Annotated in this window: 23 protein-coding genes and 2 pseudogenes; 6 read left to right on the plus strand and 19 right to left on the minus strand. The window is 63.5% G+C overall.

Annotated elements, in window-relative coordinates:
• Window position 1: 1 nt before the first annotated feature.
• A complete protein-coding gene (locus ABIE49_RS03620; protein WP_192733603.1) occupies window positions 2–418 on the plus strand; it encodes a RidA family protein in 417 nt (138 codons plus the stop codon).
• 3 nt (window positions 419–421) lie between these two features.
• Here ABIE49_RS03620 and ABIE49_RS03625 read toward each other — a convergent pair whose 3' ends face one another.
• Both ABIE49_RS03625 and ABIE49_RS03630 read right to left on the minus strand, forming a co-directional pair.
• Entirely contained in the window at window positions 422–1312 is an 891-nt protein-coding gene (locus tag ABIE49_RS03625) for a DMT family transporter (protein WP_192733604.1), read from the minus strand.
• A 156-nt stretch (window positions 1313–1468) separates the two neighbouring features.
• Window positions 1469–2701 carry an MFS transporter gene (locus ABIE49_RS03630; protein WP_192733605.1) on the minus strand — a complete coding sequence of 411 codons (1233 nt, stop codon included), beginning with the start codon at window positions 2699–2701 and terminating at the stop codon, window positions 1469–1471.
• 250 nt (window positions 2702–2951) lie between these two features.
• On the opposite strand from ABIE49_RS03630, the gene ABIE49_RS03635 reads away from it, so the two are divergent.
• Together ABIE49_RS03635 and chrA are read left to right on the plus strand one after the other, a co-directional pair.
• Window positions 2952–3770: a chromate resistance protein ChrB domain-containing protein gene (locus ABIE49_RS03635; RefSeq protein WP_192733606.1), complete on the plus strand. Its 819-nt coding sequence runs from the start codon at window positions 2952–2954 to the stop codon at window positions 3768–3770.
• On the plus strand, window positions 3770–5173 hold the full coding sequence (gene chrA, locus ABIE49_RS03640) for a chromate efflux transporter (protein WP_192734236.1): 1404 nt from the start codon (window positions 3770–3772) through the stop codon (window positions 5171–5173). Before ABIE49_RS03635 ends, chrA begins: the two co-directional genes overlap by 1 nt.
• Before the next feature lie 25 nt (window positions 5174–5198).
• On the opposite strand, the pseudogene ABIE49_RS03645 reads toward chrA, so the two are convergent.
• The 3 genes and pseudogenes from ABIE49_RS03645 to ABIE49_RS03655 all read right to left on the minus strand — a co-directional run.
• Window positions 5199–5729, minus strand: a pseudogene (locus tag ABIE49_RS03645) (LabA-like NYN domain-containing protein); the annotation flags it as partial.
• Between the two features lie 327 nt (window positions 5730–6056).
• Complete coding sequence (locus ABIE49_RS03650; protein ID WP_192733608.1) at window positions 6057–7004, minus strand: cation diffusion facilitator family transporter; 948 nt, start codon at window positions 7002–7004, stop codon at window positions 6057–6059.
• Between the two features lie 36 nt (window positions 7005–7040).
• Window positions 7041–8987 (minus strand): outer membrane protein assembly factor BamB family protein, encoded by a 1947-nt coding sequence (locus ABIE49_RS03655; RefSeq protein ID WP_354066573.1) that lies wholly within the window; start codon window positions 8985–8987, stop codon window positions 7041–7043.
• Between the two features lie 153 nt (window positions 8988–9140).
• On the opposite strand from ABIE49_RS03655, the gene ABIE49_RS03660 reads away from it, so the two are divergent.
• Window positions 9141–9446 (plus strand): LuxR C-terminal-related transcriptional regulator, encoded by a 306-nt coding sequence (locus ABIE49_RS03660; protein ID WP_192733610.1) that lies wholly within the window; start codon window positions 9141–9143, stop codon window positions 9444–9446.
• A gap of 119 nt (window positions 9447–9565) precedes the next feature.
• Here the strand turns inward: ABIE49_RS03660 and parC are convergent.
• From parC to rpoZ, 10 genes and pseudogenes are all read right to left on the minus strand, one after another.
• Window positions 9566–11822, minus strand: a pseudogene (parC, locus tag ABIE49_RS03665) (DNA topoisomerase IV subunit A).
• A gap of 185 nt (window positions 11823–12007) precedes the next feature.
• Window positions 12008–12760 (minus strand): DNA repair protein RecO, encoded by a 753-nt coding sequence (recO, locus tag ABIE49_RS03670; protein ID WP_192733612.1) that lies wholly within the window; start codon window positions 12758–12760, stop codon window positions 12008–12010.
• Between the two features lie 141 nt (window positions 12761–12901).
• Window positions 12902–13282 carry a hypothetical protein gene (locus ABIE49_RS03675; protein WP_192733613.1) on the minus strand — a complete coding sequence of 127 codons (381 nt, stop codon included), beginning with the start codon at window positions 13280–13282 and terminating at the stop codon, window positions 12902–12904.
• A 116-nt stretch (window positions 13283–13398) separates the two neighbouring features.
• Complete coding sequence (gene era / locus ABIE49_RS03680) at window positions 13399–14313, minus strand: GTPase Era (RefSeq protein ID WP_192733614.1); 915 nt, start codon at window positions 14311–14313, stop codon at window positions 13399–13401.
• On the minus strand, window positions 14303–15127 hold the full coding sequence (gene rnc / locus ABIE49_RS03685) for a ribonuclease III (protein WP_192733615.1): 825 nt from the start codon (window positions 15125–15127) through the stop codon (window positions 14303–14305). The genes era and rnc overlap by 11 nt, the downstream gene beginning before the upstream one ends.
• Window positions 15124–15882 carry a signal peptidase I gene (gene lepB, locus ABIE49_RS03690; RefSeq protein WP_192733616.1) on the minus strand — a complete coding sequence of 253 codons (759 nt, stop codon included), beginning with the start codon at window positions 15880–15882 and terminating at the stop codon, window positions 15124–15126. Before lepB ends, rnc begins: the two co-directional genes overlap by 4 nt.
• Window positions 15883–16198: 316 nt before the next feature.
• Complete coding sequence (gene acpS, locus ABIE49_RS03695; protein WP_192733617.1) at window positions 16199–16618, minus strand: holo-ACP synthase; 420 nt, start codon at window positions 16616–16618, stop codon at window positions 16199–16201.
• Complete coding sequence (locus ABIE49_RS03700; RefSeq protein WP_192733618.1) at window positions 16615–17382, minus strand: pyridoxine 5'-phosphate synthase; 768 nt, start codon at window positions 17380–17382, stop codon at window positions 16615–16617. Before ABIE49_RS03700 ends, acpS begins: the two co-directional genes overlap by 4 nt.
• 30 nt (window positions 17383–17412) lie before the next feature.
• Entirely contained in the window at window positions 17413–19704 is a 2292-nt protein-coding gene (locus ABIE49_RS03705; RefSeq protein ID WP_192733619.1) for a RelA/SpoT family protein, read from the minus strand.
• Between the two features lie 299 nt (window positions 19705–20003).
• Window positions 20004–20396 carry a DNA-directed RNA polymerase subunit omega gene (gene rpoZ, locus ABIE49_RS03710; protein ID WP_074276225.1) on the minus strand — a complete coding sequence of 131 codons (393 nt, stop codon included), beginning with the start codon at window positions 20394–20396 and terminating at the stop codon, window positions 20004–20006.
• 350 nt (window positions 20397–20746) lie between these two features.
• Here rpoZ and ABIE49_RS03715 point away from each other — a divergent pair, with 350 nt between their 5' ends.
• On the plus strand, window positions 20747–21379 hold the full coding sequence (locus ABIE49_RS03715) for a LabA-like NYN domain-containing protein (protein WP_192733620.1): 633 nt from the start codon (window positions 20747–20749) through the stop codon (window positions 21377–21379).
• Between the two features lie 113 nt (window positions 21380–21492).
• Window positions 21493–22146 (plus strand): uracil-DNA glycosylase, encoded by a 654-nt coding sequence (locus tag ABIE49_RS03720; RefSeq protein WP_192733621.1) that lies wholly within the window; start codon window positions 21493–21495, stop codon window positions 22144–22146.
• An 86-nt stretch (window positions 22147–22232) separates the two neighbouring features.
• Here the strand turns inward: ABIE49_RS03720 and ABIE49_RS03725 are convergent, their stop codons facing one another.
• From ABIE49_RS03725 to dapA, 4 genes are all read right to left on the minus strand, one after another.
• A complete protein-coding gene (locus ABIE49_RS03725) occupies window positions 22233–22808 on the minus strand; it encodes a peroxiredoxin (RefSeq protein WP_192733622.1) in 576 nt (191 codons plus the stop codon).
• A 149-nt stretch (window positions 22809–22957) separates the two neighbouring features.
• On the minus strand, window positions 22958–23431 hold the full coding sequence (gene smpB, locus ABIE49_RS03730; protein ID WP_192733623.1) for an SsrA-binding protein SmpB: 474 nt from the start codon (window positions 23429–23431) through the stop codon (window positions 22958–22960).
• Window position 23432: 1 nt separating this feature from the next.
• Entirely contained in the window at window positions 23433–23849 is a 417-nt protein-coding gene (gene mscL / locus ABIE49_RS03735; RefSeq protein ID WP_192733624.1) for a large conductance mechanosensitive channel protein MscL, read from the minus strand.
• 42 nt (window positions 23850–23891) lie between these two features.
• The gene (dapA, locus tag ABIE49_RS03740) at window positions 23892–24782 is read right to left on the minus strand and encodes a 4-hydroxy-tetrahydrodipicolinate synthase (RefSeq protein WP_192733625.1); all 891 of its coding nucleotides are present in this window, start codon (window positions 24780–24782) and stop codon (window positions 23892–23894) included.
• Between the last annotated feature and the right edge of the window lie 173 nt (window positions 24783–24955).

The raw sequence follows: 24955 nt of genomic DNA on the forward strand, positions 1-24955 counted from the left end.
AATGGTGGATGACACGACGCCGTCGATCCGCCGCATCAATCCACCCGAACTCGGCACCCCACCCGGCTATTCGCAAATCGTTGACGTCAGCGCCGGTCGCCTGGTTTTCATCGCGGGTCAGACCGCGCTCGACCGCGACGGCAATGTGGTCGGCAAGAACGATTTTGCCGCGCAAGCGGATCAGGTGTTCGAGAACCTCACCATCGCGCTGCGGGCGAGCGGATGCACCGCCGCCAACCTGGTCAAACTCACGGTGTTCCTCACCGCCATGGACAATCTCGGCCGCTACCGGGAGGCCCGCAACCGCTTCTTTGCCTCCGTCACGCCACCTGCGGCGCCCGCGGTGACGCTGGTCGAGGTGTCGAAACTCTATGGTCCCGACTTCCTGATCGAGATCGAGGCCATCGCCGCGGCGTGAGCTTCACACCTTCAACGGCTTGCTGGTCGCCGACGTCGCGATCCAGATGCCGGCAAACACCGCGATTAGCCCGAGCACGAGGTTCGGCGTGATCGGCTCGCCGACCAGCTGCGTGGCGAGCAATCCTGCCGCCAGCGGATTGACAGTCATGGTGTTGGCCACCCTTGTCGGCGACGCCCGCTCCAGCGCCAGCACCCACAGGATGAACGCCAGCGCGCCGCCGGCGATCCCGAGATAGAGGCCTGCGATCCATTGCGCCGTTCCGAACTGGCTCAGGACCGCGACGCTCCCGGTCAGGGAGCCCACCAGGATCAGCGCGGCGGCACCCGTGCCCATGCCGACGGTGAGGAAGCCGAGCGCGCTCGAGCGCTGGATGAACGGACGGGACCAGACGTTGTAGAACGCCATGCACAGGACGGCAGCGGTCATGATCAGCTCGCCGCGCCAGGCGCCCGCCGGCGCGGTCGAAAGCCCCGATGCCAGGGCCGCGAAGACGCCGAGCACGGCGATACCGACGCCGATCGACTTCCGCTTCGTCAGCGGCTCGATGCCGAGCAACGCGCCGACCACCATCGTGTGCAGCGGCAGTGTCGCCAGCGCGAGGCTGGCGCGCGCTGCGGTCGTATAGGACATTGCGATGTTGTAGAGGACGAAGAACACGCCGAAGAAGCAAAAGCCCAGTGCGGCGACGGCAGGCCAGTCCCGGCGCTGCGGCCAGCGCGCCTTCAGGAGCAGCGCGGCAGGCAACACGCAGCAAAAGCCGATGCCCCAGCGCAGGATCGCCATCGTGACCGGATCGGTATTGCCGGCGAGATAGCGCGTGATCGCCGCCGCAGTCCCGCCGAGAGCGCTCGATACCAATGCGATTGCGACACCGACCCATTCGCCGCCCAATGCCTGTCTCCCCGTCGCACCGTCTGTCGCAGCGCGCGTGCGAGATATGGTCGTGGTAAATCGAACACGCGAGTCGAAAATGCTCTTCCTTCGAATCTTTCTGCGATGTGGCGGCAATTGTCAGCAGGAACGCAAGGCAGACGTTTCCTGAATACCCTAGTCCCCCGCACTCTCCTCCGGCGGCTTGATGTGGCGGAACGAGAACAGCAGCGCGAGGTCGTAGCCGATCTTCAGCGCGCCGCAGACCACCAGCGGCAGGCCGGAGAACGCCGTCATCAGGAGCGCACCTGAAATCGCCGGGCTGATCGCGGACGCAAGGCTGCGCGGCACTGCGGTGACGCTGGCGGCCGCCGGACGCTCCGCCGGCGTCACGACTGCCATGACGTAGGAGGTACGGGTCGGCACGTCCATTTGCGACAGCGCCGAGCGCAGCAACAGTAAGCCCAGCGCCAGGTAAAGATTGGGCGAGAACGCCGCCAGGATCAGGAACACGCTGGACGGGATGTGTGTGAACACCATGGTGTTGACGAGGCCGATGCGCCTGGCGAGCCAGGCGGCGACCGGATAGGAGAAGGCGCTCAGCGTGCTCGACCAGAAGAAGAACAATCCCGCCGCGGACAGTGAAAGATCGAAGCGCTCGAACAGCCACAACACCAGCAACGACTGCGCGACGAAACCGCCCGCGAACGCATCGATGCTGAACAGCGCGGCGAGCTTGTAGACGGTGCCGCGCGAAGGTCCGAGCGGCGTCTGCGGCGCCCGCTCCTCGCCGCGCGTGTGCGGGACACGACGATAGAGCGCGGCGCAGAGAATACCGAGCCCGGCGTAGCCATAGAACATCAGGCGGAACGCGCCGAGCTGGGTGCTGCCGCCGGCAACGAGAAAATCTGGCAACGACGCCGCCAACGATCCACCCGCGGTGGCCAGCGCCCCGATCAGACTGTAGCGAGCAAAGATCTGCGTGCGGCGCTCGTCGGTCGTGCTGTGCGCGAGCACCGAATGTTCGAGCGGCACCAGCACGCCGAGGTCGCCGCCGGACGGATTGATGGTGCCGATAAAGGCGACCAGAACGATCAGGACAAAGTGCTCGACGCCCGGGAACGCAATCCCGGTGGCCGCCATCAGGCCGGCGCCGAACATCAGTAGCGGCCGCAGATCATGGCGGGGCGCGATCCAGCCGACGATCAAGGTCAGCAGCGCGGTTCCCAGCAGCGAGGCTGTAGCGACAATGCCGACCGCGATGGCGTCGTAACCCAGCAGCGTCATGTAGGCCGGCAGGATAATGATCGCAAAACCGTCGCCGAATCCGCGCAAGCCCCGCGCGACATAGAGCAGCGTGATGAGCGAATTCGCCGACGAGACGTTCGATTCCGAGGGGATGCTGGCCATCGATCCATGCTTTCATGCGCAACTCGACACGTCGAGCGGTGCGCAGAGCTTGGACGGCGGACCGTCTGACGGGGAGCCTGCTTTGTCCCCGATGTGAAGCAGGCTAGGTCGGAATCTGCACCGGCGCAAGGTTACAAGGTTGACAGCGGAACCGACAGGAGCTTAATTCGGCGCATGGGGACTCTGCGATCTCCCCACGAGGCGACATGCCCAAGTATCGCGCCCGTTTTCTCTTAACGAGGGCGCAACCATGTCATCCTACACCACGATATCTCCAGATAAACTTGCACGGTTGATCGGCACGGCGAATACGCCTGTCCTGATCGACGTCCGTACCGAGGCGGATTTCGCCGCCGACCCGCGGCTGATTCCGGGCGCCGTCAGGCGCAGCCACGAGGACGCCGCCCAATGGGGCGAGGAGTTCGCCGGCCATTCCGCCATTGTGGTCTGCCTGCGCGGCGCGAAACTCGCACAAGGCACCGCCGCATGGCTGCGGCATCTCGACATTTCGGCCGAGACACTTGAAGGCGGCTTTGAAGGCTGGAAGGAAGCAAAACTCCCGCTCACGCCCACCGCAAAGGTTCCCGCGCGCGATGCCAAGGGTCGCACCGTCTGGGTGACCCGGGCGCGGCCGAAGATCGACCGCATCGCCTGCCCCTGGCTGATACGAAGGTTCATCGATCCGAACGCGGTGTTCCTGTTCGTCGCGCCGTCCGAAGTGCTTGCTGTCGGCGAGCGTTTCAGCGCGACCCCGTTTGATGTCGAGAACGTGTTCTGGAGCCACCGCGGCGAACTCTGCACCTTCGACGTCATGATTGAAGAATTTGGTCTGGCGACGCCACCGCTGTTGCGGCTGGCAACGATGGTTCGCGCCGCCGATACCGGCCGGCTCGATCTTTCGCCGGAGGCACCGGGGCTGCTCGCGGCTTCGCTCGGCCTGTCGCGGATGTTCGACGACGATCTCGAACAATTGGAGGCCGGCCTGTTGCTGTACGACGCCTTCTATCGCTGGTGCCGCGATGCCACCGGCGAAACCCATAATTGGCCGACCAACAAGGCGAAACCGTAATGGACGCCACGATCGACAAATCAGCCGAAGCCGGTGCCAACAGCGAATACGCGCACGGCATCAGCTTCGGCGAGGCATTCCGGGTCTGGCTGCGGGTGGCGTGCTTAAGTTTCGGCGGGCCCGCCGGCCAGATCGCGGTGATGCACCGCATCCTGGTCGAGGAAAAGAACTGGATCTCCGAGAGCCGGTTTTTGCATGCGCTGAATTACTGCATGCTGCTGCCGGGGCCGGAGGCGCAACAGCTCGCCACCTATATCGGCTGGCTGCTGCACCGCACCGCCGGCGGCATCATGGCCGGCGGGCTTTTCATCCTGCCCGGCGTCATCGCCATCATGGGGCTGAGCTATATCTACGCGGCCTACGGCAATGTCGGCTTCGTCGAGGCGGTGTTCTTCGGGCTGAAAGCGGCGGTGCTCGCCATCGTTGTACAGGCGGTGGTTCGGGTCGGCAAACGCGCGTTGCGTAACCGGATCATGATCGCGCTGGCAGGCATCGCCTTTGTCGCGATCTTTTTCTTCAACGTCCCCTTCCCGATCATCATCATTGCCGCCGGCGTGATCGGTTATCTCGGGGCCCGCAGCGGCCGGCCGGAGTTCGCCGCGGTCGAACATGGTGGCGGCGGCAAGAAGACGGCCGTCGTCGACAGCCTGCTCGGCGAGGAGTTGCCCGAGCATGTCCGCCCGAGCGTCGCCAAGGCGCTGAAAGTAAGTTCGGTCTGGCTGCTGCTATGGCTGGTGCCGGTCGCCGTGCTGCTGATCGCGTTCGGCCAGGACAATGTGTTCAGCCAGATCGCGCTGTTCTTCTCGAAGATGGCGATGGTGACTTTCGGCGGCGCCTATGCCGTGCTGGCCTATGTCGCCCAGCAGGCGGTCGAGCACTATCACTGGGTGCAGCCGCGCGAGATGCTGGACGGCCTCGGCATGGCCGAGACCACGCCGGGCCCGCTGATCATGGTGCTGCAGTTCGTCGGCTTCATGGCCGCCTTTCGCGATCCCGGCACGCTGTCGCCGATGATGGCGGCAACCCTCGGCGGATTGCTGGCGACCTGGGTCACCTTCATGCCCTGCTTCCTCTGGATCTTCCTCGGCGCGCCCTTCATCGAGACCCTGCGCGGCAACAAGGGGCTTGCAGGCGCGCTAACCGCCATCACCGCCGCCGTGGTCGGCGTGATCCTCAATCTCTCGATCTGGTTCGCGCTGCATACGCTGTTCCGGCAGACGACGCCGGTCCGGTCGTTCGGGCTGTCGTTCGACATGCCCTTGCTGTCGAGCATCGATATCGCCGCGTTCGTGCTGTCAGCTGCGGCGGCGACCGCGATCTTCCGGCTCAACATCGGCATGCTCTGGGTGCTGGCGGGGTCCTGCGCGGCCGGCGTGGCATTGCGGCTGACGGGATTGATTTGAGGAGCGGCGCTGACGTCTGAAGTCAGGCTGGCTCCCGACCGATCCTGCTTTGCAGGTCGGCAATGTCGATGAATCCGTCGGCCTGTCGACGCAATTCATCGGCAGCGATCGGCGGCTGGCTCGAAATCGTCGAGGCGACGGTGATGCGGAGGCCTCGCCGCTGCAGCGATTCAACCAGCGGGCGGAAAGCGCCATTCCCGGAGAACAGCACGATTTCGTCAAGATGCACGGCAAGTTCCATCGCATCGACCGTGAGTTCGATATCCAGGCTGCTTCTGATCCTGCGGCGACCGCCGGCGTCGGCGAGCTCTTTCGACGCCTTGGTAATGACGGTGTAGCCGTTGTAACCAAGCCAGTCGACCAAAGGGCGGATCGAAGGGAATTCCTGAACCTCACTGACAGGCGTGTAGTACAATGCCCGCAACAACGAACCGCGGCTCTCAAATTCCGTGAGCAGGCGCTTGAAGTCGATATCAAAACCGAGCGCCCTGGCGGTTGCGTGAAGATTGGGGCCATCGATGAAGATCGCCATACGGCCGGGCTCAGATCGCAACATATGACTGTCCTTGAATCGAGAAACAATCGGCGTGGTTCAGGCCAACCGGTCACCGGCTTCCCGTTCACATGCCTCTTCATTTTCGCCTTGAAACCATGTCGTCGAACGCAGCGATGTCCGCGCGCACCTTCGTCCGCTCGCCTGCTTTGAAACCTGAGAGATGCCGCAGCAAAAATCGCGCAACCGAAACCGGCCGGCTCGAAGCGGCAATGCATATCTAGCAGATTGCCCGCGTCCGACTTGCGATCCTGCGCCAATTATTTGATTTTCTGCGCCAGGATGGCCCCTCGCGGCGTACAAACCGCAAACGGGCCGGGGCAGATCGCCTTACACCCGCTCCGCCGGCGCCAGCTTGCAGACCGCGCCGCTGGACTCGATCTGCAGCGTGGCGTGGTGAATGTTGAAACGGTGCGACAGCTCTTCGCAGACCCTATGCAGGAATGCGTCGTCGCTGCCGTCAGGCCGCACCAGATGCGCCGTCAGCGCGGTCTCGTTGGTGCTCATGGCCCAGATGTGGAGGTCATGCACTTCCGAGACGCCGTCGAGTGCGCCGAGATAGTCCCTGACCTTTGCCAGCTCGATGCCGCGCGGCACGCCGTCGAGCGCGAGATTGACGCTGTCGCGCGCCAGCCCCCACCCGCTGACGAGCACCACACCGGCGATGGCAAGGCTGATCGCGGGATCGACCCACAGCCATCCCGCGAACATGATCACCAGGGCCGCGACCACCACGCCGAACGAGACGCCGGCATCGGCGGCCATGTGCAGATAAGCACCGCGAACATTGAGGTCGCCGTGGCGGCCGCGCATGAACAACAGAGCCGTGCCGCCATTGATGGCGATGCCGAGTGCCGCGACCGCCACGACGGTCCAGCCGGCCACCGGCGCGGGTTCCTGCAGGCGATTGATCGCCTCGACGATGATGCCGCCGACGGCGACCAGCAGAAGGCCGGCGTTGAACAGCGCCGCCAGGATCGAGGCGCGCCGGTATCCATAGGTATGCCGCTGCGTCGGTTGCTTTTGCGCGAGCCACGCCCCGCCCCAGGCCAGCAGCAGCGCGATCACGTCGGAGAGATTGTGAACGGCGTCCGAAATCAGCGCCAGCGAATTGGCGGCATAGCCGAAGATCAGCTCGGCGGCGACGAACGCCGCATTGAGCGATGCGCCGACGGCGAATGCCCATCCGAAACTGTCGGGCGCATGGCTGTGCCCGGCGTGGTCATGTGCGTGAGAGTGGTCGTGGTGGTGGTGTGAGCCGTGGTGATCGTGCGCCATGCCGCCGTTATACAGCGCATGGAAATGCGAATACTATCACAGCGAAACCGCGATCAGTTCCTCGACCAGTTTTGCGCCGCCGACCGGAAATACGATGAACTGCTTGCCGCCGGCCATATACGTCATCGGCGCGCCCGTGGCATTGGCGGGCAGATCGATCTCCGCCAGCATCTCGCCGGTGGTCTTGTCGTAGACCCACAAATGCGGATCGCGATTGAAGAGATCCCGGATCGGCATATTGAGGCCCGGCACGAAGCGCATCTGGCCGACATATCCCATCTGCACGACGATCATCACCGTCTTGGTCAGGAGCGCCCAACTGCGGCCTGGCAATCCCAGTTGCTCGCGGATGCCGAGCTTCTGGATTGGCGGCAACGCCACGCTGCGCCCGACCGGAATCCGCCAGCGGTGCTCGCCGCTGTTCATGTCGATCGCGACCATGCTGCCGAATGGCGGCTTGAGCAGCGGCAGGCCGCGCGGCCCCGGCACATAACTGGACACACCGATGAAGTCATACGGGGACTCCCACGGCTCCGGCTTGCGGATCATGATGAGGCTCGGCAGGCGTTGCGTACCAACATAGAGCGTGCCGGATTCCGGATCGATCGCAGCGCCCGCCCAGCTCGCGCCGCCGCCATTGCCGGGCACCTGGATCATGCCGCGCTCGGTCGGCGGTGTGTACAGGCCGCCGCGATCATAGGCGGCGGCGATGTCGATGGCTTCCTTGTGAATTTCCGGAGTCAAGGCGATGAGATTCTCATTGGTTGCGCCCTGGATATCGAACGGCGCCGGCTTGGAAGGAATCGGCTGGGTCTTCGAGGCGCGCTCGCCGGGCACGCTGGAGGCTGGGACCGGTTGCTCCTCGATCGGCCACACCGGCTGGCCGGTGACGCGATCGAATACATAGATCAAGCCCTGCTTGGTCACCTGCGCAACCGCCTTGACCGGCTTTCCCTCGACCGTGATATCGATCAGGTTCGGTGCTGCCGGCAGGTCGTAATCCCACAGGCCGTGATGGACGATCTGGTAGTGCCAGACCTTCTTGCCGGTCGTCACGTCGAGACAAACGAGGCTTTCGCCATAGAGCCCGTCACCCAAACGGTGGCCGCCGTAATAGTCGTTGGTGGGCGTCGAGACCGGCAGATAGACATAGCCGAGCTCTTCATCCGCGCTCATCGGCGCCCAGACATTGGCGTTGCCGGCTTCCTTCCAGGACTCCTTCTCCCAAGTCTCCGCGCCCGGCTCCTCGCCTTGCGCCACGGTGTGGAAGGTCCAGAGTAGACGGCCTGTGGCACCATCCAACCCTCTGACATCGCCGGGCGGTGACGGCCGGCTTCCCCACCAGTCGAACACGGAGGAGCCGACCACGATGACGCCGCGCACGATCACCGGCGGCGACGTCATGGTGTAATAATTGCGGTCGATCGGGCGGCGCAGGCTTTCGACCAGATCGATCCGGCCATCCTTGCCGAATGTCGGCACCGGTTTGCCGGTCCTGGCATCGAGCGCGATCAGTTGCGCGAACGCGGTGAGAATCACGATGCGTTCGTCGTCGCCATTGCGCCAATAGGCAACGCCGCGGTGCAGCCATCCGAGGTTGGCGGGAATACCGAGGCCGTTTTCGTAGATTTTTGGGTCATACACCCATTTGGTGACGCCGGTAGCCGCGTCGATCGCGGCGACCTGCGACAGCGAGGTGGAGGTGTACAGCACGCCGCCCACCATCAGCGGCGTCGATTCATTGACCGCGCTGGGGCCGACGGACGGATTGGCTTGCTTGACCGCCATGTCCGGCGACTTCCAGCGCCAGGCGACATGCAGGTTTTTCGCGTTGGTCCGATCGATCTGCGTGAGCGGCGAATAGCGCGACGCGGCGTAGGTCCCGGCATAGGCCGGCCATTCTCCTTGCGACAATGCCTTGGCCGATTCAGGCGCCGCACCGGGGATGGGCTGAGCCTTGAGCAAAGACGGCATGGCGAGCATCAGAACTGCTCCGCCGATCGTTGCGATGAGTCGTTGCCATTCCGCTTTGCGCAATGCCGCCTCCCCTTTTTTGGAGAGCATCGGCGAGAACCCTGATGCAGTCAAAGGGCATCCAGCAAAGCCGCAAGCGGATCACGAAACCGTAATCCGCCGATGGGCCAGCGAAACGGCGGGTCACAAGCCGCCCTTTGCCGTGATCCCCGGTTCGGCTTTCCGATCGCCCCCGTGTTGCACACGCTTTTTCTTCTCACCAGACCGCCGGCACGCGCTGCGGCTGATTTAACGGTCCTGACGAACCGCCAACGTGAACTGGTCGATCTTGCGTTGACGGCATTGCCTGACGAGGCCATCGCGCGGCAGCTGAAGATTTCCGAGGACACTGTCGGAAATCATTTCCTCGCGGTCTATGAGAGGTTCGGTATCCGAAAACGGAGCCAGCTCATCGCACTGCTGCGGTAGCCGCGCTCAATGTCATGGCCGGGCTTGTCCCGGCCATCCACGTCTTTCTACCTCGACGGAAGCGAAGACGTGGATGCCCGGCACAAGGCCGGGCATGACGACGTCTGGGTATAAGTCCCCTACTCCACACCCCGCAGGAACTTGTTCGACTTCGGCAGGCCGTGCGCGAGGCGGCCGGCGTCGGCGCGGTTGCCGCGCCAATCGGCCAGTTCCTTCCAGCTCATGCTCTGGTCGCGGCCGGCGGAATCTTTCCAGTTCAGCCCCGCCTTGGACTCGAATACCGCGACATCGGAGAGTTTGGCGCTGGTGTATTTCTGCAGCCGTACGCCGCGGCCGCGCGCCATCTCCGGCACCTGGTCGAGCGGGAACAGCACCATCTTGTGGTTGGTGCCGATGACAGCGACGGTGTCGCCGGCGACGGTCGTGATCGCGCAGGCCTCGTTCGGCATTTCGACGTTGAGCACCTGCTTGCCCTTGCGGGTATTGCCGACGCAATCGTCCTCGTTGACGATAAAGCCCTGCCCTTCGAGGCTTGCGATCAGGAATTTGCGGCCGCCCTTGTTGACGAACAGCGACACGATCGCGGTTTCCGGCTCCATGTCGATGAACATGCGGATTGCCTCGCCATGACCGCGGCCGCCCGGCAGTTTTGCGACGTCGAGCGAATAGAACTTGCCGTTGGTCGCGAACACCAGCAGCTTCGAGGTGGTCTCGGCAAAGAACGCGTGGTCGAGCTTGTCGTCGGTCTTGAAGGCGAGCCCGGAAATATCCTCGACATGGCCCTTGAGCGTGCGAACCCAGCCCTTTTCGGAGATCACCACCGTGCACGGCTCGCGCTCGACGAAGGCCTCCTCGATCGCAGCGAGATCGTGCTCGGGCGCATCCGCGAAGGTGGTGCGGCGCTTGCCGAGCGGCGTCTTGGGCCCGAACATGTCGCGAACCTTGCGCACCTGGTCGCCGACCTTGGACCATTGCTCGGCCTCGGAGCCGAGCAGCGACTTGATGCCCTTCAACTCGGCCCGAAGGTTCTTGTCCTCGGTGCGGATCTCGAATTCCTCGAGCTTGCGCAAACGGCGCAGCCGCATGTCGAGGATGGCGTCGGCCTGGACCTCGGTCAGCTTGAACGCCTTCATCAACTCCGGCTTCGGTTCATCCTCGGTGCGGATGATCTTGATCACCCTGTCGATGTTCAGATAGGCGATCAGGTAGCCGCCGAGCACTTCCAGCCGGTTCTCGATCTGGGTCTTGCGGTAGTTCGAGCGGCGCAGCAGCACGTCGCGCAGATGGTCGAGCCATTCGCGAAGGCATTCGGCAAGCCCGACCACTTTCGGGATCTTGCCCTTGATCAGCACGTTGAGGTTCAGCGAAATCTTGCTTTCGAGCTCGGTCAGCCGGAACAGCGATTCCATCATCAGCGCGGGATCAACGGCGCGGGATTTCGGCTCGATCACGAGACGCACGTCTTCGGCAGACTCGTCCCTGACGTCGCCGACCAGCGGCAGCTTCTTCTCGTTGAGCAGTTCGGCGATCTTCTCCACCAGCCGGGATTTTTGCACCAGCCAGGGGATCTCGGTGATCACAACGACCCAGGTACCCCGCGCCCCCTCTTCCTGGGTCCATCGCGCGCGGGTGCGGAACGAGCCCCGCCCGGTCATGTAGGCTTCGGCGATCGCTTCCTTGGAATCGACGATGATGCCGCCGGTCGGGAAGTCCGGCCCCTTGACCCATTTCAGCAGCGACTTCGATTTGGCGTCGGGCTTGTCGATCAGATGCAGCGCGGCGTCGCACAGCTCGGCGGCGTTGTGCGGGCGGGATCGAGGTGGCCATGCCGACCGCGATGCCCTGGGAGCCGTTGGCGAGCAGGTTCGGGAAGCCGCCCGGCATCACCACCGGCTCTTTGGTCTGGCCGTCGTAATTGGGACGGAACTCGACGCCGTCCTCGTCGATGCCCTCCAGCAGCAGCTGCGCCACCGCGGTCATGCGCGCTTCGGTGTACCGATAGGCCGCCGGATTATCGCCGTCGATATTGCCGAAATTGCCCTGGCCGTCGACCAGCGGGTAGCGCGAGGCGAAATCCTGCGCCAGCCGCACCATGGCGTCATAGATCGCCTGGTCGCCATGCGGATGGAACGAGCCCATCACGTCGCCGACGATCTTGGCGGATTTCTTGAACGCCGTGCCGGGGTCGAGCCGCAGCAGCCGCATGCCGTAAAGGATGCGCCGATGCACCGGCTTCAGGCCGTCGCGGCCGTCCGGCAGCGCGCGGTGCATGATGGTCGAAAGCGCATAGGTGAGATAGCGCTCTTCCAGCGCATCCCGCAGCATGACTTCATGGATTTCGGCCGGCTCTTCCGGCGGTAACGTTCGTTTTCCCATGGGGACGGGTTAAACTTTTGGGCTGACTCGGGCAAGCCGCGAATCGGGGCGATTGTCGTCCCTGCGAACGCAGGGACCCATAACCACAGATGTTTATGGGAGAAAACGGCTGGCGCCCCAGCTCCTATCGACAAGCCGCGGCGTATGGGTCCCTGCGTTCGCAGGGACGACGGCAAGAGAGCACGTCAGACGGCGGAACTGATTCGCGCCCGGTATTTGGTCACCGCGTTGATGAATCCATCGCGGGCGTCGGAATGGCCCTGCCCGCGCGGCTCCAGCACGTGGCGGAGCAGGAACATGCCGGTCAGCCGAAAGCCGTCCTGCAGGTCCTGGTCCGACCAGCCATTCGTCCCGCCCTCGCCCTCTCGCAAGAATGCCGGCAACGGCAGCAGCCGGTCGTGGTAGGGCTCACCGGCGCGCCGCGACACCGCGCCGCCGGATTTCGGCGACACGTAGATCAATTCCGTTGTCTCGCCGGTCGCGGCGCAGTTTTCCAGGTCGAGGCCGAATCCGAGTTCGGCCAGCATCGCCAGCTCAAACCGGATCAGATGCGCCGCGGCGCCACCGACATCGTCGAAATCGTCCAGCGTGCGCTCGAACATCTCGTAGATGTCCTCGTGCGGGTCGCGCTCCGGCAACAACCGCACCAGCGAGGCCAGGTGGGTGACGCCATAGGTGGCGTGCGCCGACGCCAGCAAGGTCGCCGCGCGCAGCCGCGTGCCCTCGATGGCGTAATATCCGAGATGCTCGTCGAGCCGCGCCCGCCACACCGTGGTGACGCTGTTGCCGGGCTGCAGCAGCGGCCGCATCCGCTTGCCCGCGCCGCCGCGCACCAGGCCAAGGTGCCGGCCATGGCTGCGCGTCAAGAGTTCGACAATGGCGGAGGATTCGCCATGCCGCCGCACCCCCAGCACGATGCCTTCGTCGGTCCATTCCATGGGCGGGAGTTTACAGGATTCCGGCGAAGGTCGCAGCCATCTAGCAACCGTCATTCCGGGGCGCATCGAAGATGCGAACCGGGAATCTCGAGATTCCGGGTCTGGTGCTTGCGCACCATCCCGGAATGACGGCATCAATCACTAAGCGTTGAACCAGCCCACGGCATCGCCGGTGAAGGAAAAATACAGCCCCGCCGTCGTCAGCGCGCAGGACACCACCTCGATGGCGCTGTCGAGTTGCAGGCCGTTCGCACCGATTACCTGCGCCAGCGAGATCACCGACAGCACCAGTGCCGCGGCCAGCACCCAGCGCGGCCAGTTCTTGCGCTCCCGCGCCGCGAGCCGGACGAAATAGACCAGCAGCAGGATCAGGCCGGCCGCCATCAGGGTCGCGACCATGATCATCTGCTCGGTCATGTCGGCTTTCGGCGTGCGGTCCTGGAACGCGACCGATACCGCATCCAGCGTCAGCGACAGATAGAGCAGAACTTCAAACCAAACTACGTTCCTGGGCAGGGTCATCGGACTTCCAATTCCGTCATTGCGAGGAGCAAAGCGACGAAGCAATCCATTTTTCTCAACGCGGCGAGATGGATTGCTTCGCTTCGCTCGCAATGACGATCGCATAGATTGCCGAACTATTCCTTCGGGAATTCAATTCCCATTTCGCGGTAGCGCTCCGGGTCGTCGCCCCAGTTCTCGCGCACTTTGACGAACAGGAACAGGTGCACGGGCTGACCCAGTATCTCGGCGATCTCCTTGCGGGAATCCGCGCCGATCGACTTGATGGTGGCGCCGCCCTTGCCGAGGACGATCTTGCGCTGGCTCTCGCGCTCGACAAAGATGGTCTGCTCGATGCGGACCGATTTGTCCTTGCGCTCGGTCCAGCTGTCGGTCTCGACGGTGGACTGATACGGCAGTTCCTGGTGCAGCTGCCGGTAGATCTTCTCCCGCGTGATCTCGGCCGCCAGATGCCGCATCGGCGCATCCGACATCTGGTCTTCGGGATAGTGAAACGGGCCTGCCGGCACCATTTTGGCGAGTTGGGCGCGCAGATCGTCGACGCCGTCGCCCGACAGCGCCGAGATCATGAAGGTGTGTTCGAACTTCATGCGGTCATTGGCGGCCTGCGCCAGCGCCAGCAATTTCTCGCGCGGGATCAAATCGATCTTGTTCAGCACCAGGATTTTCGGATGCTGCACGCTCGCAAGCCTGCTCAGGATCGCGTCGGCCTCCTCGTCGATGCCGGCTTTGGCATCGAGCAGCACGCAGACCAGATCGGCGTCATGCGCCCCGCTCCAGGCGGTCGAAACCATGGCGCGGTCGAGCCGCCGTTTCGGCGCGAAGATGCCGGGCGTATCGACCAGGATGATTTGCGCGTTGTTCTCGATCACGATGCCGCGGATCAGCGCCCGCGTGGTCTGCACCTTGCGCGACACGATCGTGACCTTGGAGCCGACCAACGCGTTGACCAGGGTAGACTTGCCGACATTGGGCGCGCCGATCAGCGCGACGAAGCCACAAGCGGTCTGGGCCGGAGATTCAGCTGTCATTGCCACCACCGCCGACGCCTTCGCGCTCGATCATCACGGACGCCGCAACCTTCTCGGCCGCGCGCTTGCTGCCGCCGACGCCTTCGGCCGGCTCGAGGCCCGGCAGTTCCACGGAAACGCGGAACTGCGGATCGTGATGCGGCCCGGTACGCTCGACCTCGCGATAGACCGGCGTCGGCATCCCCTTGCTCTGCGCCCATTCCTGCAACACCGTCTTGGGATCGCGCAGCGGCCGGCGCGGCTTGCGCATCCGTTCCGTCCAGTTGCGCTCGACGAATTGCGCGGCAGCGCCGTAGCCGCCGTCGAGAAAGATCGCCCCGATCACGGCTTCGCAGATGTCGCCGAGCACGGATTTGCGCAAGCGCGCGCTGGCGCTGGCGCCGACCTGGCCGAGCTTGATGTCGTCGACCAGCCCGAGCGACTTGGCGACGTCGGCGCAGCTTTCCTTGCGCACGAGATCGGCGAGGCGTTTTGACAGTTCGCCTTCGTCGGCGTTCGGAAAGGCGCGGTACAGCATGTCGGACACGATCAGCCCGAGCACATGATCGCCCAGAAATTCGAGGCGCTGGTAGCTTTCGGCGCGATTGCGCGCGGGTTTCAGCGCGGACACATGCGTGAACGCGGTGGTCAGCAGGTTCGGATCGCCGAATTTGTGGCCGATGCGTGCTTCGAGCGCGGCGGCCGCGGCCTTCGCCGATTCCTTGGCCGAGGCCCTGCCGCGCTTCTTCTTGGGCGCAGGTTCGCCACCGGCATCAGGCTGCGGGCTCTCGCCCGGTGTCGGGGTATTCCTGATGACGGGCGTTTCGTCGTTCATCGCACGATTGAAAAAATGCGATTCCAGCGCACCGCGGTCGGCCAGCGCCAGAACATCCAGGCATGTTCGCCCTCGGCAATGGAGAAGAAGATCATTTGAGCCCGGCCGACGATGTTTTCGAACGGCACATAGCCCACCGCCGACAGCACGCGGCTGTCGGTCGAATTGTCCCGGTTGTCGCCCATCATGAAGAAATGGCCGGCGGGCACGGTATAGGTGGTGGTGTTGTCGTAGAAGCCGTTGTCGACGCAATCGAGCGACTCATAGGAGACGCCGTTCGGCAGGGTTTCCTTCCAGCGCTTGACGCGCGCGGTGGCGTCGGAGCCGCACGGGTCCTCACCGATGAAATCGCTCAGGCGCTCGCGCTTGATCGGGGCGTCGTTGATGTAGAGCAGTCCTTCGCGCATCTGGATGCGGTCGCCCGGCAGGCCGATCACGCGCTTGATGTAATCGGTGGAATCGTCCTTCGGCAGGCGGAACACGACGATATCGCCGCGCGACGGTTCCGAGCCGAAAATACGGCCCGAGAACAATGGCGGCGAGAGCGGGATCGAGTAGTGGCTATAGCCGTACGAATATTTCGAGACGAACAGGTAATCGCCGACCAGGAGCGTCGCCTTCATCGATCCCGAGGGAATGTTGAAGGGCTGGAACAGGAAGGTGCGGATCACGAGCGCGATCAGGAGGGCGTGGATGACGACACGGATGGTTTCGCCCAAGCCGCTTTCAGTTTTTGTCCCGGATGTCACGCTCATCGCTTTCCCAATTCCCGCAAGGCTGCTTCAAGCAAGGCAAGTATTAAACAGAGGCTTGGCCTGCACGGTGGCAGAACGTTTTCCTCACGCGAATCGAACAGTTCCGTTCGCGTCAAGAAAATGGTCTTCGATACTGATGTTGAAGGCAAATTCCGGCGCAAAACCCGAATTCGCCCTGGCTCGGTAGTGTCGCAGCGGCGTTTTAGACGGTTGTTCGCGGCCGTGCAATCAAGCGCCTCGATAAAACTTCGTAATCCATTGATAAATCAATGTTTTTTAGTTTTATGTCGGTCCCCGGCGCGAACGGCCGCCTGCCCTATGATTTGCCCGGAACGACCGCCGAAATTATGACGAAGGCCTGCGCCAGCGGCCAGTCGTCGGTGATGGAAAGGTCGATCCGGGCCTCGAACCCCTCCGGCGTCAGCTTCTCGAGCCGGGCCAGCGCCCCGCCGGTCAGCTTCATGGTGGGACGGCCGCCCGGCAGGTTCACCACCCCCATATCCCGCCACCAGACGCCCTGGCGGATCCCGGTGCCCAGCGCCTTGGAACAGGCCTCCTTGGCCGCGAACCTTTTGGCATAGGTTGCGATCACCATCTTCTCGTTGTTGGCGCGGCGCGCCGCCTTGGCGCGCTCGGCGTCGGTGAAGATGCGGTCCAGGAAGCGCTCACCATGGCGTTCGATCACCTTGGCAACCCGCGTGATGTCGATCAGGTCGGAGCCGATGCCGATGATCATGTCGGAGCCACGCTGCGCTGGCGCCCGCGGTCCATCGCCGCGCGCATGCTGCGGACAGTTTCGCCGAGGCCGACGAACAGCGCCTCCCCCATCATGAAATAGCCGATGTTGAGCTCGGCAAGTTCGGGCAGAGCGGCGATCGTCTCGGCCGTGTCGTAGTCGAGGCCATGGCCGGCATGGACCTCAAGCCCCGCGGCGCGCGCCAGCCGCGCCCCCGCGACGATGCGCTGCCATTCCGCCTCGGCCTTGGCGGCATGGCCATCCACCACGGCGTCGCACCAGCCGCCGGTGTGGATTTCGATCACCGGTGCCCGCAGGCGAGCGGCCATCTCGATCTGGGCCGGATCGGCGGCGATGAACAGCGACACCCGGATGCCGGCATCGTTCAGCCGCGCGATGAACGGCGCCAGCGCATTGTGCTGGCCGACCACGTCAAGCCCGCCCTCGGTGGTGAGCTCTTCGCGGCGCTCGGGAACCAGGCAGACCGCGTGCGGCCTGGTCGCCAGCGAAATCCGCAGCATGTCCTCGGTCGCCGCCATCTCGAAATTCAGCGGTTTTGAGATTTCGGCCTTGAGGCGCGCCATGTCGGTGTCGCGGATATGGCGACGGTCTTCGCGCAGATGCGCGGTGATGCCGTCGGCCCCGGCTTCGATCGCGGTCAGCGCGGCGCGCACCGGATCCGGCCGCGCGCCGCCCCGTGCATTACGCAAGGTGGCGACGTGATCGACATTGACCCCGAGGCGCAGCGGAAGAACTTTCGGCATTTCACTCTCTTGGAATCCTGGCGGGCGACGTTACCCATTAACACGCTCGACCCGTGCGACGACGGCCTTGGCGCGCAACTGGGCGATGATAGCGCTGAGATGCTTCAGGTCATAGACCTCGAGATCGATGGTCAGCTCGGTGAAATCGGGGGAGCGGCGCGACATGCTGATATTGTCGATATTGCCGTCATGCTCGGCGATCACGGTGGCGACCTGGGCAAGGCTGCCGGGCTCGTTGACGTTGTGCACGAGAATCCGCGCCGGAAAACGTTGCGGCATGGTCTCGTCGACATCCCAGCGCACGTCGAGCCAGCGCTCCGGCTCTTCCTCGAAATCCTTCAGCGCCGGCGACTGGATCGGATAGATCGTGATCCCCTCACCCGGTGAAACGATGCCGACAATGCGGTCGCCCGGCACCGCGCCGCCGTTGGGGGCGAACTTGACCGGCAGGTCGGAATTGAGGCCACGCACCGGGATCACCGACGCGCTGCGCGCCGGATGCGGCGGCGATTTCAGCTTCAGCTTGTCCGCGAGGCTTCGCTTGGCCCCGTAGCGCACCATCCGCTCTTCCTTGTAGTCCGGATACATCGCCCGCGCGACGTCGGACGCCTTCAGTTCGCCGCGACCGACGGAGGCCATCACGTCTTCGATCGAGGCGCGCGCCAGCCGGGGCAGCGCGCCCTTCAGCTTGTCATCGGCGTATTCGATCTTGGCGCGGGCAAACAGGCGGTCGACGATACGGCGGCCAAGTCCGGCATATTGATCGCGCACGGCAGTGCGGGTCGCACGGCGGATCGCGGCCCGCGCCTTGCCGGTGACCGCGAGCGACTCCCAGGCCGACGGCGGCGCCGACTGCGCCTGCGAGGTCAGGACCTCGACCTCGTCGCCGTTCTGCAATTCCGACGACAATGGCGCGAATTTGCCGTTGATCTTGCAGCCGACCGCGCTGTTGCCGACGTCGGTATGCACGGCATAGGCGAAATCGATCACGTTGGCCTGACGCGGCAGCGCGATCAGCTTGCCCTTCGGCGTGAAGCAGAACACCTGGTCGTGGAACAGTTCGAGCTTGGTGTGCTCCAGGAACTCTTCCGGATTGGCGCTTTCGGACAGAATGCCGACGGTGTGGCGCAGCCAGGCAAAGGCGTTGGACTCGTGCTTGAGCCGCTCGGTCGGCGAGCCCTCCCCCTCCTTGTAGAACGCGTGCGCGGCGATGCCGAATTCGGCGATCTGGTTCATCTCCTCGGTGCGGATCTGCAGTTCGACGCGCTGCTGGCCGGGACCGATCACGGTGGTGTGGAGCGAACGATAGTCGTTCTGCTTCGGCGTCGAGATGTAGTCCTTGAAGCGCCCCGGCACCACCGGCCAGGTGGTGTGGACGACGCCGAGCGCGCGATAGCAGGATTCGACGTCCCCCATCACGACGCGGAAACCGTAGATGTCGGACAATTGTTCGAAGCCGACCGACTTGCGCTCCATCTTGGTCCAGATCGAAAACGGCTGCTTGCGGCGGCCATAGACCCGCGCGGTGATGCCGTTCTTCTGCAAATTCTTCGACAGCTGGCTTTCGATCTCGCCGATCAGATTGCGGTTGCGCTCGGCCAGTGCGTCGAGCCGCTGCATCACCACCGCATAGGCTTCGGGATCGAGCGTGTGGAACGACAGGTCCTCGAGCTCTTCGCGCATCTCCTGCATGCCCATGCGGCCGGCGAGCGGCGCATAGATGTCGAGCGTCTCCTCGGCGATCCTGCGGCGCGAGGCGTGCGGCACGAATTCCAGGGTCCGCATGTTGTGCAGGCGGTCGGCGAGCTTGATCAGCAGCACGCGGACGTCGTCGGCGATCGCCAGCAGCAGCTTGCGCAGGTTCTCGGCCTGCTTGGCCTCGCGCGAAACCAGCTCCAGGCGCTTCAGTTTGGTGAGGCCCTCCACCAGCGCGCCGATCTCGTGGCCGAACACGTTGTCGATCTCGGCGCGCGTCGCCTCCGTGTCCTCGATGGTGTCGTGCAGCAGCGCCGCGACGATGGTGGCATCATCGAGCTTGAGCCCGGTGAGGATCGCCGCGACTTCGAGCGGATGCGAGAAATAAGGATCGCCCGATGCACGGGTCTGGGTGCCGTGCGCCTTCATGGCGTAGACATAGGCGCGATTGAGCAGGTCTTCGTCGGTGTCCGGATTGTACGAGCGGACACGCTCGACCAGATCGTATTGCCGCATCATGCGCGAGCGGGGGGATTTGGGCCGCTCCACCACGGGCAAGGCCGGCGCCACCGCGACCGAATCGGTCGCAGCCTGCATTTGCCGGGATATGCGGCGCCAGAACGCCATCGAATCACTGCCTCATCCGCGCGCCGCGCTCGGCCCGCTGCAAGAATGCCTCAAGAACACTAATGCGATTTCGAGCGAAGCTGCACCCCGTTGGGGGCCCGCAAACGATCAATTTCGCATGGCTTGGAACGATTGTGATGCCGAACCCGGCCAACCTGCGGCCAACCCGGTTCAGGCGATCTCGCACCCATCCGCCAAGCACGCATCGTACCTGAAAAAATGTCAACAAAAGCAAAGGCCCGGACGAATGTCCGGGCCTTTGGCAGATCAGGGTGTTTCGGGACGTCCCGTTGCCGGGTCTATTCGTCCTCTTCGGGCTGCTCTTCCGGCGGGGCCAGGCCCTCGAGGCCCTTCAGGAGCTCTTCCTCGGTCATGCGCTCGACCGCGACCTCGGTGTCGTCGGCATCGACGCTGGCGCCGGCCGAGCCGATCAAGGGCACGGTATCGGGCTCAGGTTCATCGACTTCGACGAATTTCTGCAGGGAATGAACCAGTTCCTCGCGCAGATCTTCCGGGGAGATCGAGGAGTCGGCGATTTCCCGCAGCGAAACGACCGGATTCTTGTCGTTGTCGCGATCAACTGTGAGTTGTGATCCGGACGAGATCATACGGGCGCGATGTGCTGCCAGCAGGACCAGGTCGAACCGGTTGTCGACCTTATCAATGCAATCTTCCACGGTGACGCGCGCCATAGACTGTCGCTCCGTTAAATGGGGCCCAATATGTCGGTTATGGGGGCTAGTTATAGGGGCGGATGGGGTTTCGCAAGACTAAATTTGTGATTTGCCTTCCTAATGGGCTCTGGTAACCATCCCCGGGGCCAGAAGGGCCGGAGCGTCCGAAGACGGCGGGACACCGTTCGGGACAAGTATTCTCTCCTTACAACGTCAAAAGACTAGGTATTTCGCCCTCGCCTCACCATAATTGCAGTGGTGATTGTGGTGGGGAAAGATTCACCGAACTTTAGACAGCTGACCTGGAAAGTGCGCGCGGTCGATTCCCGCTGCGCTAAAAACGTTAACAACAACGCGAGAACCCTTTGATGTCACCCGTTTCCAACAAGATCGCGCTCTTCATCGATGGCGCCAATCTCTATGCAACCGCAAAGACACTCGGCTTCGACATCGACTACAAGCGTCTTCTCAAGGAATTCCAGAGTCGCGGTACGCTAGTGCGGGCGTTCTACTACACGGCGATCATCGAAGATCAGGAATATTCATCGATCCGTCCTTTGATCGACTGGCTCGACTATAACGGCTACACCGTCGTCACCAAGGCGACCAAGGAATTCATAGACGCCAGCGGCCGCCGCAAGGTGAAGGGCAATATGGACATCGAGCTCGCGGTCGATGCCATGGAGCTCGCCGAGCACGTCGATCAGATCGTGCTGTTCTCCGGCGACGGCGATTTTCGCTCCTTGGTTGAAGCCGTGCAGCGGCGCGGCGTTCGCGTCACGGTGGTGTCGACCATTTCGAGCCAGCCGCCGATGATCGCCGACGAGTTGCGCCGCCAGGCCGACGTCTTCACTGATCTCGTCGAGCTGCAATCCAAGCTCGGCCGCGACCCCTCGGAGCGCCCCGCTCCGCGCGAGCCGCGTCATCACGCTCCGCAATTCCTGCAGCGCGCCACCACCATGGCGCCGCGGGCCGCCGGCGACGACGATTTCGAAGATTGAGAATAATCCGCTGCACTGCTAGAGCCCGGTTCTGGAATCAGAACCGGGCTTTTGGTTTTGTCGCGACGTCCTGACGCGAACCGGTGCTCACATTGAAAACGCCATGGTCATGAATGGCTAGCGCCGCCGCCTTTTCCGCTATTGGACCGGACCGCAACTGCCCGCTTTGCCCGCGACTCGCCGAGTTTCGCGACCAGGCCCGTGCCCGTGAGCCGGGCTGGCACAATGCACCGGTGGCTTCGTTCGGCGATCCAAGAGCCCGATTGCTGATCGTAGGCCTCGCCCCGGGCATGCAGGGTGCCAATCGCACCGGACGCCCTTTCACCGGCGACTACGCTGGCGACCTGCTCTATGCCACCTTGCTGGAATATGGCTTTGCCAAGGGCAGCTATCAGGCGCGGCCCGACGACGGATTGCGGCTGGTCGATGGCATGATCAGCAATGCGGTGCGCTGCGTGCCGCCGCAGAACAAGCCGCTGCCGGTCGAGATCAACACCTGCCGGCAATTTTTGATCGCGACCATCGCCGGCATGCCCAAGCTTCGCGCCATCGTGGCGCTCGGGCGCATCGCCCATGAATCGACGCTAAAGGCCCTTGGTCTACGGAACGCCGCGGCCCCCTTTGCGCACGGCGCAGTGCATACGGCCGGCCCGATCAAGCTCTACGACAGCTATCACTGCTCCCGCTACAACACCAATACGCGCGTGCTGACGCCGGAAATGTTTCGCAATGTGTTTGCGAAAGTAAGGGCGGATCTGGATTCGTAGGGTGGGCAAAGGCGCTTGCGCCGTGCCCACCATCTTCATCGAAACGACCATGGTGGGCACGCTTGCGCTTTGCCCACCCTACAAAATCAAGCCGGGTTTTCCTTCAGCCACGCCAGCACGTCGCCGGCATTCCGGTCCGGCGGAAACACCGGATAGAACACGTGGCTGATGCGTGCGTTGTCGATGATCAGCGCCAGCCGCTTGATCAGCGTCAGCCCCGCCACCTCCATGGTCGGCAATTTCAACGCGCGGGTCAGCGCCAGCTTCTCATCCGACAGCACCGGGAACGGCAGATGCAGCCGCGACGCCATTTCGGTCTGGTAGATGTTGCTTTGCGTCGACAGGCCGAAGACGTGCCTGGCGCCGGCGGCCTTCAGATCGGCGAACAGATCGCGGAACGAGCAGGTCTGCGGCGTGCAGCCGCGCGCCCCCGGGATCATGTCCCAATCATCGACCAGGCTGATCTTGCCGGGCTCACCGGTGCGGGGATAGGCGAATACGACGACCCGGCCCGGCAGCGCCGACAGCGTGACCGAATTGTCGTCGGTCGCCATCAGGCTGAGCGGCGGGATCGTCATCCCGACGAGGTGGGTAGCTGCGCCATCATCCGACGGCGCCGGGATCTTGCTCCAGTCGACTTCGAGCAGATTTTTTTGATTCATTTGCGCAATTCTCCCTCGATCGTCATTGCCTGCGACAAACGCGAAGCGTTTGCGCAAGGGAGCACTTGCGACGAAGCAATCCATTCTTCCTTCGCAGCACGATGGATTGCTTCGCTTCGCTCGCAATGCCGGAAGACATTAGGTAGCCGCTACCCCCGCGCCCGCAGCAGGCGGCCCTTCTCCCGGCCCCAGTCGCGTTTCTTCTCGCTCTCGCGCTTGTCGTGCAGCTTCTTGCCCTTGGCCACCGCCAGCAGCAGCTTGGCGCGGCCGCGCTCGTTGAAATAGAGCTTTAGCGGGATCAGCGTCATGCCCTCGCGATCGACCGCGCCCATCAGCTTGTTGATCTGCTTGCGGTGCAGCAGCAGTTTGCGCGGCCGCTTCGGCTCGTGGTTGAAGCGGTTGGCCTGCAGATATTCGGGAATATTGGCGTTGATCAGCCAGATCTCACCGTCCTTGGTGTCCGCATAGGACTCCGCAATGGTGGTCTTGCCGTTGCGAATTGATTTCACCTCGGTGCCGGTCAGCGCGATGCCGGTCTCGATGGTGTCCTCGATCGCATAGTTGAACCGGGCCTTGCGGTTCTCGGCGACAACCTTGATCGGGCGCTCGTTCTTCTCGGCCACGTTAGCTCTTCTTGAGGAGATCGCGGATCTCGGTCAGCAGCTCTTCCTGGCGCGTCGGCTTCGGCGGCTCGGCGGGCTTGGCCTCATCCTTGCGCTTCAGCGTGTTCATGGCGCGAATGACCATGAACAGCACGAAGGCGACGATCATGAAATTCAGCGTCAGCGTCAGGAAGCTGCCCCAGGCAAGCACGGCGCCCTGCTTCTTGGCGTCGGCCAGGTTGGTCGCCGTCACCGCCTTCGACAGTCCGGTGAAATAATTGGAGAAGTCGAGCCCGCCTGTGATCGCGCCGATGATCGGCATGATGACGTCGCCGACCAGCGAGGTCACGATGGCGCCGAAGGCCGCACCGATGATGACGCCGACGGCGAGGTCGACGACATTGCCCTTCATCGCAAACTCGCGGAATTCCTTCAGCATAGTCGGTTTCCTTCGTGCATCAGGCGAAGTGAGAGGCCGGCCTTAGTTGATCAGGCCGGCATGGACCATGGCGTCGCGGATCACCTTGCCGGTTGGCGGCGTCACATTCATCAGCGGCAGGCGCACTTCTTCTTCCAGCCGTCCCAACAGCTTGAGGCCATGCTTGGCTCCCGCGAGGCCCGGCTCCTTGAAGACGGCATCGTGCAGCGGCGTCAACCGGTCCTGAAGCTTCAGTCCGGTGGCGTAATCGCCCTTCAGCACGGCCGTCATCAGTTCGGCGCACAGTTTTGGCGCCACGTTGGCGACCACCGAAATGCAACCATGTCCGCCCGCCGCCATGTAGGCCAGCGCCGTCATGTCCTCACCGGACAGCTGGATAAAATCCGGTCCCATGGCATGGCGCTGTTGCGACACCCGCGCGAGATTGGCGGTGGCGTCCTTGACGCCGGCGATGTTCTTCAACTCGAACAAGCGGGTCATGGTCTCGACGGACATATCGACGACGGAGCGCGGCGGAATGTTGTAGATGATGATCGGGATGCCGATCGCGTCGTTCACCGCCTTGAAGTGCTGATACATCCCTTCCTGGGTCGGCTTGTTGTAATAGGGCGTGACCACCAGCACGGCGTCGGCGCCGGCCTTCTCGGCGTGGACAGCCAGATCGACGGCCTCGCGCGTGGAGTTCGAGCCGGCGCCGGCGATGACAGGCACGCGCCCCTTTGCCTCCTCGATACAGATCTCGACCACGCGGTGATGCTCAGCATGGCTCAGCGTCGGGCTTTCGCCGGTCGTGCCGACGGGAACGAGACCGTGCGAACCCTGCTCGATTTGCCAGCTGACGAGACCGCGGAACGCCGCTTCGTCGAGCGAGCCGTTCTTGAATGGCGTGACCAAGGCGGTGAAGGATCCCTGGAATTTTGTCTTGGCTGCCATGGATTTCCTCCCAACGCGCGCGTGACGGCACTGCTAAAAATGACCCGCCAATTCATATCGGGTCTGGCGATCTGGCGAAAGGGCCGAAGGATATGACCACAGGCCTTTGTTTTTGACGCATTTTCCGGCCGCGCGGCGCGGGCGTTCCCGGATCGAATCCGGAAGGCTCGAAA

Origin of the sequence: Bradyrhizobium sp. OAE829 (assembly GCF_040546575.1) — a bacterium.
GTDB lineage: Bacteria > Pseudomonadota > Alphaproteobacteria > Rhizobiales > Xanthobacteraceae > Bradyrhizobium.